Origin of the sequence: Jeongeupia wiesaeckerbachi, assembly GCF_050916355.1 — a bacterium.
Classification (GTDB): Bacteria; Pseudomonadota; Gammaproteobacteria; order Burkholderiales; family Chitinibacteraceae; genus Jeongeupia; species Jeongeupia wiesaeckerbachi.
Map to the genome: position 1 here is coordinate 2,622,532 of NZ_CP136946.1, position 17,878 is coordinate 2,640,409.

Below are 17,878 nucleotides of genomic sequence, written 5' to 3' on the forward strand. Positions count from 1 at the left end.
AATTTTTGTTGCCACGGCAACGAAATTGGAGCGCGCCGAGCGCCATGTTACACTGACCGGGCGCGGTTTTGCGCGGTGCCTCAGTCGCATTAGCCATTTCCGCACAGTCTAAGAAATTCTCTTTCCCCGCGCTTCGGCGCCCAGCGATTGACCTGGAAGATGTCCGAACAGCCTAGCTTCGCCAAAGAAACGATTCCCGTCAGCCTTGAAGAGGAGATGCGCCGCTCCTACCTCGATTACGCCATGAGCGTCATCGTGGGGCGTGCATTGCCCGATGTGCGTGACGGTCTGAAACCGGTGCACCGGCGCATCCTGTTCGCGATGCATGAAAGCAACAACGTGTGGAATCGCGCGTATGTCAAATGCGCGCGCGTCATCGGTGATGTGTTGGGTAAATACCACCCGCACGGCGACTCAGCTGCCTATGAGGCGCTGGTGCGGATGGCGCAGGACTTCTCGCTGCGCTACACGCTCATCGACGGCCAGGGTAACTTCGGTTCGATTGACGGCGACAATGCCGCTGCGTATCGGTACACCGAATGCCGGCTGGAGAAAATCTCCAGCGAGTTGCTTGCCGATATCGATAAAGAAACCGTCGACTTCACGCCCAACTACGACGAAAAAGAACTTGAACCGACGGTACTGCCGACCCGGATTCCGAACCTGCTGATTAATGGCTCGTCCGGTATTGCCGTCGGCATGGCGACCAATATCCCGCCGCACAATCTGAATGAAGTGGTCGATGCTGCGCTGGCGCTGCTTGCCAATGCCGAGCTGACCGTCGACGAACTGATCGACATCATTCCGGCGCCGGACTTCCCCACCGCCGGCATCATCTACGGCATACACGGTGTGCGCGAAGGCTACCGCACCGGCCGCGGCCGCGTGGTGATGCGCGCCCGGACGCATTTCGAAGACGTCTCGCGCGACAAGCAGGCGATCATCGTCGACGAATTGCCGTATCAGGTGAACAAGGCTCGCTTGCTCGAACGCATCGGCGATCTGGTGCGCGAGAAATCGCTCGAAGGCATCAGCGAAATTCGCGACGAGTCGGACAAGTCCGGCATGCGCGTGGTGATCGAGCTCAAGCGCGGCGAAATGCCCGATGTCGTACTGAACAACCTCTACAAGCAGACGCAGCTGCAAGACAGCTTCGGCATCAATATGGTCGCGCTGGTCGATGGCCAGCCGCGCCTGTTGAACCTGAAGCAGGTGCTCGAATGCTTCCTCAGGCATCGTCGCGAGGTCGTGACCCGCCGGACGGTGTTCGAGCTGCGCAAGGCGCGCGAGCGCGGTCACATCCTCGAAGGCCTCGCGGTGGCTTTGTCGAATGTCGACGAGATCATTGCGCTGATCAAGGCTGCGCCGACGCCGGCCGAAGCCAAGATCGGCCTGATGGGCCGGACCTGGCGCTCGTCCTTGGTCGAGGAAATGCTTGCTCGCGCCGACGCCAGCGCTTCGCGTCCCGATGGTCTCGACGATGTCTACGGCTTGGGCGAGGACGGCTATCGTCTGTCCGAAGCACAGTCGCAACGCATTCTGGAAATGCAGCTGCAGCGCCTCACCGGCCTTGAGCAGGACAAGATCGTTGCCGAGTACAAGGACATCATGGAGAAGATCCTTGATCTTCTCGACATCCTGGCGCGGCCGGAGCGCGTGACACAGATCATCGCCGACGAAATGAACGAGGTGAAGACGGCCTTTGGCGATGCGCGTAAATCGGAAATCATCGCGCACGGCGAGGACCTGTGCCTTGAAGACCTGATTACGCCGCAGGATATGGTCGTCACGCTGACGCACGGCGGCTATATGAAGGCGACGCCGACCGACGAATACCGCGCGCAGAAGCGCGGCGGTCGTGGCAAGCAGGCGGCGGCGACCAAGGAAGACGATTTCATCGACCAGCTGTTTGTCGCCAATACCCACGATTACATCCTCTGCTTCAGCTCGCGGGGCCGGGTCTATTGGCTCAAGGTCTACACGCTGCCGCAGGGCGGCCGCACCAGCCGTGGCAAGCCCATCGTCAATCTCTTGCCGCTGGAAGAGGGTGAGAAGATCAACGCGGTGCTGCCGGTCAAGGAGTTCAGCGAAGACCAGTACATCTTCATGGCGACCGCGGATGGCACGGTGAAGAAAACGCCGCTGGCAGCATTCAAACGACCGATGAAGCGCGGCATCATCGCGATCAACCTCGATGAGGGTAATTACCTCGTTGGCGTTGCGCTGACCCGCGGTGCCGGCGGCCCGCTGCTGGACGACGATGCCCCTGCGGATGACGAGCTGGCGCACGACGACGAACAGATCGACGACGCGGATCAAACGGCAGAAGGCGACCAGGTGATGCTGTTCTCGGACGCAGGCAAGTCGGTCCGCTTCAGCCAGAGCAAGGTTCGCCCGATGGGGCGCAATTCGAAGGGTGTGCGCGGGATGAAGCTCGGCGAAGGCCAGAAACTGATTTCCCTGCTGGTGGCCGAGTCCGAAGATCAGCAGGTGCTGACGGCGACGCAGAACGGCTACGGCAAGCGTACGCCGGTCGGCGATTACCGCCTGACCAGCCGCGGCACCCAGGGCGTGATCGCCATCGACACCGGCGACCGCAACGGCAAGCTCGTAGCCGCAACGCTGGTCGAAGAAAGCGACGACGTGATGCTGATCACCACCGGTGGCGTACTGATCCGCACCAAGGTCGACCAGATTCGCGAAACTGGTCGTGCGGCGCAGGGTGTGCGACTGATCAACCTCGACGAAGGCGAAATGCTGTCGGGGCTGGAGAAAGTCTGCGAACCGGATTCGGTCGACGAGGACGATGTCCTTGAGGTCGCCAGCAACGAAGGCGGCGATGCCGCCACCGACAGCACGGGCCAAGCCGATGCCTGATCCAGCGCGAGCTGTCCCTGCCTACTTTGCCGAGGTCATGGCCTGGTTCGAGGGCTTGCCGCAATGCAAGACACTCGGACTGAGACATGTCTCGTCGGAAGCGGGCAAGGTTACGCTCGAGCTGCCGTTTCAGGATGCGCTGATCGGCAATCCGGAAACCCGGGTCGTCCATGGCGGCGCGGTGACCACGCTGATAGACACTGCCAGCGGCACGTCGTTGTTCACACTGCTGCCTGCGCCCGAAGCGATTGCGACGCTCGACCTGCGCATCGATTATCTGCGTCCGGCCAAACCCGACGCGCCGATCTTCTGTACCGCCGAGTGCTATCGCTTGACCGAGCACATTGCCTTTACCCGGGCGACGGCGTTCCAGGACGACATCGCCAAGCCGGTTGCCTATGCCGTTGCGACCTTCGCGCGCGGCACCGGCAAGGAGGCATGATGTCCCATACCGACATCCGCAATGTGGCCGATCTGAGTGACTTGCTGGCGAAAATCCCGTATGCGGGGCTGATTGGCGCAGAAGTGCGTGATGACAACGGCGCCCCGCTGTTCGTGCTGCCGTTTCGCGAATCCAATATCGGCAATACGCTGCTGCCGGCCTTGCACGGCGGCGTGATCGGCGGTTTCCTCGAGAATGCCGCCGTGTTGCACCTGATGTGGGCGCACGAAGCGTCGGTGCTGCCCCGGGTCGTCGATTTTTCGCTGGATTACCTGCGTGCCGGCCGACCGCAGGATCTGTACGCCCGCTGCGAAATCGTCAGACAGGGACGGCGGGTAGCCAATGTTTTGATGAGTGCATGGCAGGACGACGAAGCCCGTCCGATCGCCACCGCGCGCGCCCACTTCCTGCTGGCCTGAGGCGCGGAAGACGAATTTATCGGCCAGCATGAGCCGGCCTTACCGAGAGAGCGAAGCATGAGCCCAGTGTTCAATTTCAGTGCCGGCCCTGCGGTGTTGCCGCGTGATGTGCTACTGACCGTTCAGGAAGAACTGGTCGACTGGCACGGTAGCGGCATGTGTGTGATGGAGATGAGCCACCGCGGCCGCGAGTTCACCCAGATCATTCACGAAGCCGAAGCCGATTTGCGCAAGCTGCTGAACATCCCGGCCAATTACCGGGTGTTGTTCATGCAGGGTGGTGCGCATTTCCAGTTTTCGATGCTGCCGCTGAACCTGTCGCGCGAAGGCGAGACGGTCGATTACGTCAATACCGGCCACTGGTCGAAAATCGCCATCAAGGAAGCCAAGCGCTTTGCCAATGTCCATATCGCCGCCTCGGGCGAGGACAGCCATTTCAGCAGCATTCCTGCTGAGGCCAGCTGGCAGCGCAGCGCCAATGCGGCGTATCTGCACTATTGCTCGAACGAGACGATTGGCGGTGTCGAATTCCCGTTCATTCCGCAATCGGATGTACCGCTGATCTGCGATATGTCGTCGAACATTCTGTCGCGTCCGATCGACGTCTCGAAGTTCGGCCTGATCTATGCCGGCGCGCAGAAGAACATCGGCCCGTCGGGGCTGACGCTGGTGATCGTGCGCGAGGACCTGCTGGGCCACGCGCGGCCGTCGACGCCGACGATGCTCGACTATGGCGTCCATGCCGATGCCGAATCGCTGTACAACACGCCGCCGACCTTCGGTATCTACGTCGCCGGCCTGGTGTTCAAGTGGTTGCTGGAGCAGGGCGGGCTCGCTGCGATCGAACAGACCAATATCGAAAAAGCCGCGCTGCTGTACGAGACGATCGATACGTCGAACGGCTTCTATCGCTGCCCGATCGACAAGCCATTCCGCTCGCGCATGAACGTGCCGTTCATGCTGCACGACGACGCACTCGACGATGCCTTCCTCGGCGATGCCAAGGCCGCCGGCCTGCTGCAGCTGAAGGGCCATCGTTCGGTCGGTGGCATGCGCGCATCGATCTACAACGCGATGCCGCTCGAGGGCGTACAGGCGCTGGCGTCGTTCATGCGCGAATTCGCGCGCACCCATGGATAAGCGTATGGCAACCGGACAAGGATCGGGCGGTAACGTCCTCGCTGCGCTGGCCAGCTTTTTCATCCCGGGCCTCGGCCAGCTGCTGCAAGGGCGGCCGTTGATTGCGCTGCTGATGTTCGTACTGGCTGGCGCACTGTGGTTCATCCTGATGGGCTGGATCATTCACTTGTGGTCGATCATTGATGCGGCCCGTTTCGAACCGGGTAAATAAGATGGCCGATCAAGAACAACAACTGAAAGTGCACCGTGATGCGATCGATTCGATCGATGCGCAGGTGCTTGAACTGCTGAATCAGCGTGCGCAGCACGCCCACACGATCGGCGAGATCAAGGGCGGCGGCATCGTCTACCGCCCGGAGCGCGAGGCGCAGGTGCTGACGCGCATCCGCGAGCTGAACCGCGGGCCGCTGTCGGACGAAACCGTCGCGCGTCTTTTTCGCGAAATTATGTCGGCGTGTCTGGCGCTTGAGCGGCCATTGACGATTGCCTTCCTCGGCCCGGAAGGGACGTTCAGCCAGGCCGCGGCGATCAAGCATTTCGGCCACGCGGCGGCGACGCAGGCCTGTGCGTCGATCGACGATGCATTCCGCACGGTCGAGGCCCGCGCGGCCGATTATGTCGTCGCGCCGGTCGAGAATTCGACCGAGGGCGCGGTTGGCCGCACGCTGGATCTGATGGTGAGTTCGCCGTTGAAGATCTGCGGCGAAGTCGTGCTGCGGATTCATCATCACCTGTTGCGGGCGACGCCGACCAAGGACGGCATCAAGCGCGTGTATTCGCACGCGCAAAGCCTGGCGCAGTGCCACGAGTGGCTGAACCGCAATCTGCCGACCGAAGTCGAGCGCATCTCGGTCGCGAGCAATGCCGAGGCGGCGCGTCTGGCCAGCCTGGACCCGAGCGCGGCGGCGATCGCCGGCGATGCGGCGGCCGAGAAGTTCCAGCTGGTGAAGCTGGCCGAGAACATCGAGGACGAGCCGAACAACACCACGCGCTTCCTGGTCCTCGGTTATCAGGATGTGGGCAAGAGCGGGCGCGACAAGACCTCGCTGGTGATTTCGGCACCGAACAAACCCGGTGCGCTGCATGCGCTGGTCGAACCGTTGGCGCGCCACGGCGTGTCGATGACCAAGTTCGAATCGCGGCCAAGCCGCACCGGGCTGTGGGAGTACCTGTTCTTCGTCGACGTGGAAAGCCATGTCAGCGATCCGAATCTGATCGCTGCGCTCGACGAACTGCGTTCGACCTCGGCCTTCGTCAAGGTGCTGGGCACGTATCCGCTGGCGGTACTCTGAGCCGCGCGGTTTGCCATTCGACAGGCCCGGCCATTCGCCGGGCTTGTTTCATTCTGATTGGGAGAAAAGATCGATGAAATCGCTGGTGGTGTTTTGCGGCTCGCGTCACGGCGCCCGTCCCGAATATGCCGATGCGGCCAAGGCGCTGGGTCGCCTGCTGGCCGAGCGGCAGATTGCGCTCGTTTATGGCGGCGGCAATGTCGGTCTGATGGGGGATGTTGCGCATGCCAGTCTGGACGCTGGCGGCCGGGTCGTGGGCGTGATTCCGGATTTCATGGTCGAGCGCGAACTGGCGCTGACCGCGTGCTCCGAGTTGCTGGTCGTCGATTCGATGCATACGCGCAAGGCGAAAATGGCCGAGTTGGCCGACGGCTTCATCGCGATGCCCGGCGGTTTCGGCACCTTCGACGAGCTGTTTGAAATCCTTACCTGGTCGCAGATCGGCCTGCATGGCAAGCCGGTGGGGCTGCTCAACACCGCAGGTTATTTTGATTTGCTGCTCGGTTTCATACGCCAGACCGTGACCGAAGGTTTCGTTCGCGAAGCCGAGGCCGAACGTATCGTCGTCGCCAGCGAATCGGCCGCATTGCTCGATGCGCTGGCCGCGACACCGGTACTGCCGGCGCGCTGGGCCAAGGCCGATCTGCTGCAGAAGAGCTGACCCGCATGCGGGGTGTTGGCCCGCATGCATGACCTTCATCCACCGCCTCAAGACCGCAGGAGCAGCCATGCTTGCAGAACTCGCCCCCGACCATATTCGCGCCATCGCGCCCTACCAGCCCGGCAAGCCGATCGGCGAACTGGCCCGCGAGATGGGCCTCGACCCCGCGGCCATCGTCAAACTGGCGTCGAACGAAAACCCGCTGGGCATCGGGCCGAAGGCGAGGGCGGCGATCGAGCGCGAACTCGGCGCGCTGGCGCGCTATCCGGATGGCAACGGTTTCGAGCTCAAAGCCAAGATCGCGCGCAAGTTCGGTGTTGCCGAACAGCAGGTCGTGCTCGGCAACGGTTCGAACGATGTGCTCGACCTGATCGCGCGGACCTTCCTGACCGGCACCGATTCGGCGGTGTATTCGCAGTACGCGTTCGCGGTCTATCCGCTTGCGGTGCAGGCGATGGGCGCCGAGGGCATCGAGGTGCGCGCGGTCGATTACGGCCACGACCTCGACGCGATGCGTGCGGCGATCAAGCCGAACACCAAGATCGTCTGGATTGCCAATCCGAACAACCCGACGGGAACCCTCGCGCGGCCGGGCGATCTGATCGAATTCCTCGAACTGTGCCCGCCGAACGTACTGGTTGTCCTCGACGAAGCGTATACCGAGTACCTGCCACGCGAAAAACGCACCGACTCGATCGCCTGGCTGCGGCAGTTTCCGAATCTGATCGTCGTGCGGACGTTCTCGAAGGCCTATGGCCTCGCCGGCCTGCGGGTCGGCATGGCGCTGGCGTCGCCGGAAGTTGCCGACCTGTTGAACCGGCTTCGCCAGCCGTTCAACGTCAACAGTCTGGCGCAGGCCGCGGCGTGCGCGGCACTCGACGACGATGCATTCCTGCTCGAGTCGGTTCGCGTCAACAACGCCGGCATGACACAGCTGACCGAAGCGTTCCGGCGTCAGGATCTGTCGTTCATCCAGAGCTGGGCCAACTTCGTGACTTTCCATTGCGGCGACGCCGGCCTGCTGAACCAGTTCATGCTCGAACGGGGCGTGATTGTCCGCCCGCTGACTGGCTATGGCCTGCCCAACAGCCTGCGGGTGTCGATCGGCCTGGCCGAAGAGAACGCGCGCTTTATCGCCGTCCTCGACGAGGCCATGGGCGACTAGGCGGCGGCCTGAGTCCGGAAGCGCTGGCGCTGCCCGTTTCATCGCCGTTGCGCCGCATGCTCAAAATCAGTTAGCTCCGGGGACCGGCCGGGACTAAGTTGTTTCTATCCAACCATCCGGCAGCGCCACCGAGCGTTGCCAGCCAACAGGAGAACATATTGTCGCCAAACACGATTCCTCGCTGGACCTGGGCCTTGCCCGTGCTTGCATGGGGCGCCATGATCGCTTCGCCGTTTGCCGGTGAAGCGACACTGTTTCTGCTGCTGGTCGGCATCGCGCTGGCCGGAACCGTTTTTGCTGCCGTTCACCATGCCGAAGTCGTCGCGCATCGCGTTGGCGAGCCGTTCGGCACACTGGTGCTGGCCCTGGCTGTCACTGTGATCGAAGTTGCGCTGATCATCTCGGTGATGCTGCCAGGCGGCGAAGCCAAGGCCGCGCTGGCGCGCGATACGGTGTTTGCGGCCATCATGATCGTCTGCAACGGCATTGTCGGCCTGTGCCTGCTGCTTGGCGGCCTGCGTCACCGCGAACAGGATTTCCAGCTGCGTGGCGCCAGTACGGCGATGACGGTGCTGGCGGCGCTGGCGGTGCTGACGCTGATCTTGCCGAGCTATGCACAGGCGCTCCCCGGCCCCTTCCTCGGATCGACCCAACTTGCGTTCATCGGTGTTGTCTCGCTGCTGCTGTATGGCACCTTTGTGTTCGTGCAGACGGTTCGCCACCGCGACTACTTCCTTGCCGACGGGTCGAACGAAGATGTGCATGCTGCGCCGCCGACCAAGCGGATTGCGATGACCAGTGGTGGTTTGCTGCTGGTCTGCCTCGTTGCCGTCGTCGGTCTGGCCAAGCTGCTGTCGCCAGCGGTCGAGCGCGCGGTCGCCAATGCCGGTGCGCCCGACGCGGTGGTCGGCATCGTCATCGCCGCCCTGGTGCTGCTGCCCGAAGGCATTGCGGCGGCAAGGGCGGCACGCGCCGACCGCTTGCAGACCAGTCTGAATCTGGCGCTCGGTTCGGCGCTGGCGACCATCGGCCTGACGATTCCGACCGTGGCGATCATTTTCGTTTTCACCGGCAAGCCGCTGCTGCTGGGGCTGCCGATGAAGGAAACGGTGCTGCTGGGCCTGACGCTGCTGGTTGGCTCGATGAGCCTGGCGACCGGCCGGACTACGGTGCTGCAGGGCATCGTGCATCTGGTGATTTTCGCGTCGTTCTTTTTCTTTGCCGTCGTACCGTAAGCACCGGGCGGGTACGCGAGCTGAGCGCGTTGTCCGTTGATAAAAAAAGCGCCGGATGCCGGCGCTTTTTTATTGATGAACCCGCCGTAGCGGATTACTTCTTCAGCAGGTCACGGATTTCGCGCAGCAGCTGCACGTCTTCGGGCGTGGCCGCCGGCGCAGCCGGTTCATCACGCTTGAGTTTGTTCATCGCCTTCACGACGAGGAAAATCGCAAACGCGACGATGACGAAGCTGATCAGCGTGTTGAAGAAGACGCCGATGTTCAGTGTGACCGCGCCGGCCTTCTGCGCCGCATCGAGCGAGGCGTACGGGCCGGGGATCTTGCCTTCCGACAGCGTGAGGAACAGGTTGGCGAAATCGACTTTGCCAATCAGGAAGCCGAGCGGCGGCATGATTACGTCCTTGACCAGCGAGTCGACGATCTTGCCGAACGCCGCGCCGATCACGACACCGACCGCGAGGTCGACGACGTTGCCGCGCATGGCGAATTCCTTGAATTCCTTGAACATTGTTATATCTCCGTTATCGTTGGCAAAGCGTGGCGGGCCGGATGCTGGCCGCATTTTTGTAAGCCTAGCCAGCCGTACCAAATACTGTCAACGCACTTTGCTACGCGTCAGGTAGCAGGTAATTTCTTCGCGATCGTGGTAGAGCTGCTTGGCGGTCAGCTCGTAGTCGATACCGGCGCTGTACAGCGCGTTGTCGATCAGGTCGAAACAACGTTCGATTTCGGCCCAGCGCTTCTTCATCGGCAACTTGAGGTTGAACACGGCGTGGCGCACATGGCCGCGGGTGAACCAGTCGGCGATCAGCTGGGCGATGCGCGCCGGCTGCTCGACCATATCGCACACCAGCCAGTCGACCGGATTGGGCGGGCGGAACTTGAAACCATCCTGGCGCAGGTGTTTCACGTGCGGATGGATCGCCATATCGCCCTTCATCGGGCCGTTGTCGATCGCAAACACCTTCAGACCGTGGCTGACGAGCTGGAAGGTCCAGCCGCCGGGCGCCGCGCCCAGGTCGACGCCGACCATGCCCGGCTTCATTTTTTTCTCGACCTCGGGGACCAGCATCATCAGCGCTTCGGCCAGTTTCAGCGTCGAGCGGCTCGGTGCGCCGGTCGGCATCCGTACGCGCGCAATCCCGAGCGGCCACGGGCTGGCCTGCGCCGGACGGGCAAGCGCGATCCAGGCTTCGGTCATCGAGGTGAAGAACAGGTGCAGGCGATAACGGCCGCGGCGGGCGTCGAGCGCCTTGCGCTTTTCCAGCGCGGCTTCGACGATGGCGCCGAAACGCTTGCAGAAACCGGAGAGCGGCTTGCCGGCGTCGCTATCCGGGTGCTCGAGCCAGACTGCTTGCCACGGTGCGGCGTAGCGCGAATCGAGGGCATCCAGCGCATCGGTGATCGGCGTCAGCCGGTCGCGCTCGCCGAGTTCGACCTTGGCCAATGCCAGCAGGATCTGCCGAGTGAAGATCAGCTGCGTGACGTCGAGGGTCTGGTGCAGTTGGGTCAGCTCATAGCTGTCGTCGGCTTCGAACAGCACGTAGCCAACACCGGTGTGCCAGTGGCCTTCGAGCGGATGGCGTGCGGCGAACTCTTGTTGGCAGTCGGCTTCGAAGCCGGGACGGCAATAGAGCAGCAGGGCTGGATTCATCGCGGCGACTCGCAAAACCGCAGAGGATAACGCATTTACCGGCCGCTTTGCGGTGCGTCGGTCCGGTAATCCGCCGCGCGCCGGTGCTCGGCCACGGCGATTCGTCGCGACCCCCCGGTGCTAATCTGGTAAGCGTGGGTCCTGATGGGGAAGAAGCATGCAGACGCATGGCGATGCGCCGCCCGAGCCGGGTGGCCGCATCGCAGTGATCGGCGCGGGGCTGGCCGGGCTGTTGTCGGCCGAGCTGCTGTCGCGGCGTTATCGGGTGAGCTTGTTCGAGGCGGGGGGCGATCTGTGCCGCCGGACCGTCGACGTCGCGCTCGATGGACAGACGTGGCCGGTCGATGTCGGCCTGCCGCGGTTCAATGCTGCGGCGAGCCCGAAGCTGAGCGCGCTACTCGAATCGCTGGGCGCCGGCACCATGGGCTGTCCGGCCACGCTTGGCGTGTCGTTCGATGCCGGCCGGCTCGAATGGGCCGACACCGGCATCGATGCGCTGTTTGCCCAGCGACGCAGACTGTTGTCGCCGGCCTTTTTCGGCCGGCTTGCCGATGCCCGGCACTTTCGCTGGCATGCCGAGCGCTTGCGGCTCGATGCGATCGTCACCCGCTTCACGATGGCGCAGCTGCTGGCGCAGACCCGCTACGGCCGTGCGTTCCGGGACGGCTACCTGCTGCCGACCGCGGCAATGATCTGGTCCGATCCGGGCATCGACGTACTGAACATGCCGGCGGCAATGTTCCTGCGCGTCTTTCTCGCCCACGGCTTGCAGCGCGGCATCGGCCGGCCGGTGTGGCGCAGCGTTTACGGCGGCGGACGGGCATGGTTGCCGAAGCTGCTGGCGCGGGTCGGCGAGGTCCGCATGGCGACGCCGGTGCTCGCGGTCAGGCGCGAACCGCTGGGGGTGCTGGTCGAGACCGCGAACGGCGTCGATCGTTTCGACGCGGTGGTGATGGCGACGAAGGCGCCGATCACGCGTCCGCTGCTGGCCGATGCCGATCCGGACGAAATGGCCGTGCTGGATGCCTTGCGTTGTCGCAGCGGCTCGGTCTGGTTGCACACCGATCGACGGCTGTTGCCGCGTCGTCGCAAGGTCTGGGCGGCGTCGAACTACTTGCACCGAAGCGCAGCGCCGCAGGCTGCGTGCCTGAGCGAACGGGTGGACCAGTTGCAGCATCTATTGCTGAAGACCCCCTTGCTGCTGACCGTCGATCCGCTGGTCGAGCCCGGCGCAGCCTTGTTCCGTGCCGAGCGCCGGTTCCCGGTGCTCGATCATGCGGCGACCCTGGCGCAGGCAAGGTTGGCGCAGCTCCAGGGGCATCGCGCCAGCTGGTATGTCGGTGCGTGGACCGGCGACGGCCTGCCCGAGACGGCGGTGACGTCGGCGCTGCAACTGGCGAGCGAATTCGGCGCGCTGCCGGACTGGGCCAGGCTTTGAGCAGGCGTGCAGGGCGGAACTAAAGACCGGCCTTTCGGGTCCGTCAGCACTTACATGACTCAAGGATTGATGATGCTGTCAGGGCCTGCATTCCCCGTGCTCGGCACGCCGCGTTTTGTGCTGCGCGAGTTCGTTGCGAGCGACCTCGACGCGGTGTTCCGCGGTTTGTCGCATCCGCAGGTCATTGCCCACTATGGTGTCGCCTACGAGACGCGCGACGATACCCGGAGCCAGATGGACTGGTTCCGCCAGATCGCGGCCGAACGGAGTGGTGTCTGGTGGGCGATCTGCGACAGCGCCGTGCCGGAGACGTTGCTCGGCGCCTGCGGTTTCAACGACTGGGACCACGGGCACCGCAACGCAAGCCTTGGTTACTGGCTCTTGCCTGAGCACTGGCGCAAAGGGGTGATGCGCGAATGCCTGCCGGTGATACTTAATTACGGGTTCGACGCGATGGCCTTGCACCGGGTCGCGGCAGAGGTTGAACCGGAAAACCTGCGCAGCAGCAGGCTGTTGATCGACAGCGGCTTTATCCACGAGGGGACGCACCGAGAGTGCGAATGGAAGGACGACCGTTTTCTCGATCTCGCCGACTACGCGCTGTTAGTTCACGAATGGCGCCAGCGATCTTGAGGCACTAGTCCGCCAGGTATTTGGCGTCGTCAAAGGAGACGACCCACTGTGGCCGGTAGATCACCAGCAGCGCGAGATTGGTGCCGGTTGTAAACGCCTCGGGCCAGCCCATCAGGAAGTAGTACGGCAGCTGTTCTTCAAGCAGGAAGTCGAATGCATACGGGCCGAAGATCGCCAGCAACCCGCAGGTCAGCAATCCGACCAGCCACATCGACAGCGCTGCGGCGGCGAAGGCGTTGAGGAAGATGTAGACGAAGTAATTGAGCGGCAGTCGCGCCTGCGCTTGCCGTAGCAGCGTATGCGTCAGCAGGCACGGCAGTGCGGCGATGATCAGCCACGACAGGCCGAAGGCGCCCCATTCGGCATGGCCGAAGCCGGTATCGATCGCCAGTGCCGCCGCAAGGCCGAGCAGCGCGCGATCGCGGCCGGCGATCAGGGTCAGCGCGGTGGCGCCGATCATGTGAAAGCTCAAGCCGGGCTGGATGTTGGCTTTCATCTGCCAGAATAGCAGTGCGATGACGGTTGCACCGAGCCAGCCGGTCAGCGCCGGCTGCGACAGCGCGAACCAGGGGACGCGCAGCGCGGCGCGCAGCAGTAGTAGCGCAGCCGTGATCCACGACAGCACGAGCAGCCAGAGCGGAAATTGCGACGAGACGAGATTCATGCCGGAGCGGTAGCAAGGCGACAGCCGGCATCTTAGAGCAGCTGGCGCCAGCCTGCTGGTTGCGTTGCGCGCTGTGGCCTGCGCTCCGCAATGGCCGGGCAAAAAAAAGCGGCAGGACCGGCCTGCCGCCAAACCTGGAAAAGACAGCCGGTCAGGCGGCCGCGAACACCCAGCAATCGTTGGCCGGAAACTCGACCCAGTAGTCGCCGGCGTTGCGCGGCTCGATGCCGTAGGCGCGGAAACGTGTTTCACCCTGATGGAACAGGTATTCCCAGCGGTCACCCAGATACATGGCGGTGATCAGCTTGGCCTTGATGCGGTTGTGGCCCGGGCCGTCGACGACGCGGACGCGCTCCAACCGGATCACCGCCTGCGCGTCGGCGCCGGCGCTGAGCCAGTCGCGCGCCTGACCATTGAGTTCCCAGCCGTCGCCGGCCAGTTTCACCTGTTCGCCCTCGACCGACACGACCTTGGCATTGAGCTTGTTGTTGCTGCCCATGAATTCGGCGGTGTAGAGCGAGTTGGGCGACGCGTACAGCTCGGCTGGCGTGCCTTCCTGTTCGATCTTGCCGTTCTTGAGCAAAAGGATGCGGTCCGACATCGCCATTGCTTCGGTCTGGTCGTGGGTGACGCACAGCGCCGACAGGTTGAGCGAGACGATCAGTTCGCGCAGCCAGGCCCGCGCTTCCTCGCGCAGCTTGGCGTCGAGGTTGGACAGCGGTTCGTCGAGCAGGATCACCGGCGGGTTGTAGACCAGCGCCCGGGCGATCGCGACGCGCTGCTGCTGGCCGCCGGAGAGCTGGAAGGGGAAGCGTTCGGCCAGATGGCCAAGGCCGAGCTGGTCGAGCGCCTTCTGTACGCGCTGCTTGATCTCGGCCTGCGACACCTTGCGCAGGCTGAGGCCGTAGCCGACGTTGTCGAACACCGTGCGGTGCGGCCACAAGGCGTAGGACTGGAACACGAGGCCGAGCGAGCGCTGTTCGACCGGCAGATTGGTATTGCTGGCGCCGTTATACAGCGGCTTGCCGTCGAGCAGGATCTGCCCGCTCGAAGGTTGCTCGAGACCGGCGACGGCGCGCAGCAGCGTGGTCTTGCCGCTGCCCGAGGCGCCGAGCAGCGAGACGACTTCGCCTGCCTTCAGGTGGAACGACACGCCCTTGAGGATGGGGGTGCTGTCATAGCTGAGGTGCAGGTCTTCAACGATGAGCTTAGTCATGAAGTTTCACTCCGAAACGCAGGGCGACAGCCAGACCGGCGCCGACCATGAGCATATTGATAACGGAAAGGGCGGCAACCTGATCGACTGCGCCGGTGGCCCACAGCGACACCATCAGTGCGCCGATGACTTCGGTACCCGGCGACAGCAGATACACGCCGGTCGAGTATTCGCGTTCAAAGATCATGAACACCAAGAGCCAGCTCGCCAGCAGACCGGAGCGGATCAGCGGCAAGGTGACATAGCGGCTGGTCTGGCCACGGGTCGCGCCGACGCTGCGGGCGGCTTCTTCGAGCTCGGGGCCGACCTGCATCAGCGCGCCCTGGATCAGCCGCATGCCGTAGGCCATCCACACGACCATATAGGCGAGCCAGATCGAGAACATCGAGTTCTTGAACTCCTTCAGCCCCGGTACGAACAGGAAGACCCACAGGAAGGCGAGACCGGCGAGCAGGCCCGGCACCGCACGCGGCACCAGCACCAGATAGTCCATCAGCTTGCTACCCCAGTCGTTGCGGCGGTGGCCGGCGAAGCCGACGGCGGTGTAGCAGGCCACGGCCATGGCGCCGCCGAGGATGCCGACGCCGAAGCTGTTGATGATGGCGCGGACCAGGCTGTCGTTCTCGAACAGGTCGGTGAAGTTGGCCAGCGTGAAGACCTCGGTCAGCGGTACGCCCTGACCCCAGTGGCTGACAAAGGCGCGTAGCGTGATGCCCGACAGCGGCACGAACACCGTCACCAGCAGCCACAGCAGGACGATCGCCATCGCGATCCAGCGCCAGCGGCCCAGCGGCAAGACGTGTTGCCGCGCGGCCTTGCCCTTGACGGCGATGTAACGGCCGGCATTGCGCAGCAAGCGGCGCTGCAGCAACACCAGCGGGAAGGTCACCAGAATGATCAGTACCGCGACCGCCGCCATCAGGTGGTAGGACGGAATGCCGAGCTTGTTGGTCAGCTTGTACAGATAGGTGGTCAGTACCAGATGGCCTTCGGGATCACCGAGCACCAGCGGCAGGCCGAAGACCTCGAAGCCGAGGAAGAACACCAGCACGCCGGCGAACAGCAGCGATGGCATCACCATCGGCAGGCTGACATCGCGGGCAACGCGGAAAGGGCTGGCGCCGGAGACGCGGGCGGCTTCTTCGACGTCCGAGCCGAGGTTGCGCAGCGACGACGAGGCGTACAGGTAGACATGCGGTACGTGCGTCAGCCCGGCAATCAGCGTGATCGCCCACAGCGAGTAGATGTTCCACGGCGCTTCGGCGCTGCCGAACAGCGACATCCACCACGCCGAGTAAAAACCGACCGGGCCGGCGGCGACGACGTAGCCGAAGCCGAGCACCATCGGCGAGACGAAGACCGGCGTCAGCAGCAGCGGCTCTAGCCAGCGGCGGCCGGGCAGGTCGGTCCGCGCCATCAGGAAGGCGAGCACGCTGCCCATCGGTACGGCAATGAACAGCATGCCGAAGGCAATGGCACAGGTGTTCTTCAACGCCGACCAGAAATCGGGATCGTCGAATACGAAGCGGTAGGCTTCGAGCGAGACCGCCTTGTTCGGCATGAAAAACGGTGCACTCAGGAAGCTCTGGAACAGGATCAGCGACAGCGGCAGCGCGACGACGATGACGGCAATGGCGATCGTCAGCCAGCGGCCGAGACCGGCATAGGCACGCCAGCCGCCATCACCGTGCTGCGGTGCAGTGGCCGGCAGCGGGACGCGGCCCTGCAGGGAGGTGATCGAACTCATGGCAATACTCCAGCGTCCGCAGCCCGAAGGCTGCGGCGCGATGTCATGCGGGAGGGGACGGTTCGGGGCGGGCGGGGCGGTTTACTTCTTGATCGCCTGCTGCCACTGCTTGAGGAATTCCAGTCGCTTGGCCTGGTCGAGATAGACCAGCAGACCGGTGCCGACCTGGATAGGCTTGAGGCTGTTACCCAGTTGCTTGGTCAGGCCGGCCATCGAGGTTTCGCCGGCCACGTCGCTGCGGATCGAGAACAGGTCGGCATCGTTGGCGAGGATGGTCTGTCCGCGCTTGGACAGCAGATAGTCGAGCCACAGCTTCGCGGCATTCGGATTCTTGCCGGCCTTGGTGACCGAGGCCAGCCGGCTCATCACCAGCGTGTAGTCCTTCGGATAGACATAGCCGATCGACGGGTCCTTCTTGGCCTTGGTGAACGCGTACGAGCCGATGATGTTGTAGCCGATCAGGTTTTCGCCCGACGAGATCCGCTCCATCATGGCGCCGGTCGACGATTGCAGTTTCACGCCCGACCCGCCCATGACCTTGACCATGTCCCAGATCGCATTGCCGCCGACGCGCACGTCCTGGGTCAGGTAGTTGAAGCCGACGCCGGATTTCTCGATGTCGTACGTGGTGACCTTGCCCTTGAACTTGTCCGGATTGGCCTTGATGATTCTGGCCAGATCGGCATGGGTCTGCGGGACTTCGCTGGCGGCGAGCAGGCGCTTGTTGTAGACGATGGTCAAAGGTTCGAACGTCGTGCCGTAGGCCTGGTCCTGGTAGGTCGACCACGCCGGCATGTTCGCCTTTTCCGGCGATGCGTAGCTGGCGATGAAACCGTCGTTGACGAGCTTGATCTGCAGATCCATCGCCGATGACCACAGCACGTCGGCCGTGGTGCCGCCGGCGGCGCTTTCGGAAATGAAACGGTTGTACAGCTCGGTGCTGTTCATGTCGTTGTATTCGACCTTGACGCCCGGGTACATCGCCTCGAAGTCCTTGATCAGCGGCTTTACCGCGGCGGTGTCGGTCACCGAATAGACGATGACCTTGCCCTCTTTTTGGGCGGCACTGACAATCGCAGCGTAATTGCCCGGATAACCGGCCGGGATGCTGGCGGCGGCTGCGAGGCCGGCGACGGAACAGCTGGCCAGGGCCAGGGCAAAACGGGTAAAGCGCTTCATATCGATCTCCAGAATCTGGCCGCTTCGGCTCGGTATTCCCGGATGGGTGTCATCCGTGTGAAATGATCCTATGCGCGCAGCGCTTTCAATTCGCTTTCCGGGCACCAATTCAA

The 17,878-nt window shown here is 63.4% G+C and carries 17 protein-coding genes; 11 read left to right on the forward strand and 6 right to left on the reverse strand.

What is annotated here, in order from left to right:
• Positions 1-159: 159 nt before the first annotated feature.
• The 9 genes from gyrA (at position 160) to R0382_RS12880 (ending at position 9,231) form a co-directional block, all read left to right on the forward strand.
• On the forward strand, positions 160-2,877 hold the full coding sequence (gene gyrA / locus R0382_RS12840; protein WP_432720012.1) for a DNA gyrase subunit A: 2,718 nt from the start codon (positions 160-162) through the stop codon (positions 2,875-2,877).
• A gap of 37 nt (positions 2,878-2,914) precedes the next feature.
• A complete protein-coding gene (locus R0382_RS12845; protein WP_432720013.1) occupies positions 2,915-3,319 on the forward strand; it encodes a PaaI family thioesterase in 405 nt (134 codons plus the stop codon).
• Positions 3,319-3,738, forward strand: a complete 420-nt coding sequence (locus R0382_RS12850; RefSeq protein ID WP_432720015.1) for a PaaI family thioesterase — start codon at positions 3,319-3,321, stop codon at positions 3,736-3,738. The genes R0382_RS12845 and R0382_RS12850 overlap by 1 nt, the downstream gene beginning before the upstream one ends.
• 57 nt (positions 3,739-3,795) lie before the next feature.
• A complete protein-coding gene (gene serC, locus R0382_RS12855; protein WP_432720017.1) occupies positions 3,796-4,878 on the forward strand; it encodes a 3-phosphoserine/phosphohydroxythreonine transaminase in 1,083 nt (360 codons plus the stop codon).
• 4 nt (positions 4,879-4,882) lie between these two features.
• Positions 4,883-5,089, forward strand: coding sequence for a hypothetical protein (locus R0382_RS12860; protein ID WP_432720019.1), 207 nt, complete (start codon positions 4,883-4,885; stop codon positions 5,087-5,089).
• Position 5,090: 1 nt separating this feature from the next.
• Positions 5,091-6,170: a prephenate dehydratase gene (gene pheA, locus R0382_RS12865; protein WP_432720021.1), complete on the forward strand. Its 1,080-nt coding sequence runs from the start codon at positions 5,091-5,093 to the stop codon at positions 6,168-6,170.
• Positions 6,171-6,243: 73 nt separating this feature from the next.
• The gene (locus tag R0382_RS12870; RefSeq protein ID WP_432720022.1) at positions 6,244-6,831 is read left to right on the forward strand and encodes a TIGR00730 family Rossman fold protein; all 588 of its coding nucleotides are present in this window, start codon (positions 6,244-6,246) and stop codon (positions 6,829-6,831) included.
• 67 nt (positions 6,832-6,898) lie between these two features.
• Positions 6,899-7,996, forward strand: a complete 1,098-nt coding sequence (gene hisC, locus R0382_RS12875) for a histidinol-phosphate transaminase (protein ID WP_432720023.1) — start codon at positions 6,899-6,901, stop codon at positions 7,994-7,996.
• Between the two features lie 158 nt (positions 7,997-8,154).
• Positions 8,155-9,231, forward strand: coding sequence for a calcium:proton antiporter (locus R0382_RS12880; protein ID WP_432720025.1), 1,077 nt, complete (start codon positions 8,155-8,157; stop codon positions 9,229-9,231).
• A gap of 94 nt (positions 9,232-9,325) precedes the next feature.
• Here R0382_RS12880 and mscL read toward each other — a convergent pair whose 3' ends face one another.
• A complete protein-coding gene (mscL, locus tag R0382_RS12885; RefSeq protein ID WP_432720026.1) occupies positions 9,326-9,742 on the reverse strand; it encodes a large conductance mechanosensitive channel protein MscL in 417 nt (138 codons plus the stop codon).
• 87 nt (positions 9,743-9,829) lie between these two features.
• The gene (rlmM, locus tag R0382_RS12890) at positions 9,830-10,888 is read right to left on the reverse strand and encodes a 23S rRNA (cytidine(2498)-2'-O)-methyltransferase RlmM (RefSeq protein ID WP_432720028.1); all 1,059 of its coding nucleotides are present in this window, start codon (positions 10,886-10,888) and stop codon (positions 9,830-9,832) included.
• 157 nt (positions 10,889-11,045) lie between these two features.
• On the opposite strand from rlmM, the gene R0382_RS12895 reads away from it, so the two are divergent.
• On the forward strand, positions 11,046-12,326 hold the full coding sequence (locus tag R0382_RS12895; protein ID WP_432720030.1) for an NAD(P)-binding protein: 1,281 nt from the start codon (positions 11,046-11,048) through the stop codon (positions 12,324-12,326).
• 54 nt (positions 12,327-12,380) lie between these two features.
• Positions 12,381-12,959, forward strand: a complete 579-nt coding sequence (locus R0382_RS12900) for a GNAT family N-acetyltransferase (protein WP_432720032.1) — start codon at positions 12,381-12,383, stop codon at positions 12,957-12,959.
• Between the two features lie 4 nt (positions 12,960-12,963).
• Here the strand turns inward: R0382_RS12900 and R0382_RS12905 are convergent, their stop codons facing one another.
• From R0382_RS12905 to R0382_RS12920, 4 genes are all read right to left on the reverse strand, one after another.
• Complete coding sequence (locus R0382_RS12905; protein WP_432720033.1) at positions 12,964-13,623, reverse strand: energy-coupling factor ABC transporter permease; 660 nt, start codon at positions 13,621-13,623, stop codon at positions 12,964-12,966.
• A 151-nt stretch (positions 13,624-13,774) separates the two neighbouring features.
• Positions 13,775-14,839: an ABC transporter ATP-binding protein gene (locus R0382_RS12910; RefSeq protein WP_432720034.1), complete on the reverse strand. Its 1,065-nt coding sequence runs from the start codon at positions 14,837-14,839 to the stop codon at positions 13,775-13,777.
• The gene (locus R0382_RS12915) at positions 14,832-16,586 is read right to left on the reverse strand and encodes an ABC transporter permease (protein ID WP_432720035.1); all 1,755 of its coding nucleotides are present in this window, start codon (positions 16,584-16,586) and stop codon (positions 14,832-14,834) included. Before R0382_RS12915 ends, R0382_RS12910 begins: the two co-directional genes overlap by 8 nt.
• A gap of 81 nt (positions 16,587-16,667) precedes the next feature.
• On the reverse strand, positions 16,668-17,765 hold the full coding sequence (locus R0382_RS12920; RefSeq protein WP_432720037.1) for an ABC transporter substrate-binding protein: 1,098 nt from the start codon (positions 17,763-17,765) through the stop codon (positions 16,668-16,670).
• Positions 17,766-17,878: the final 113 nt, after the last annotated feature.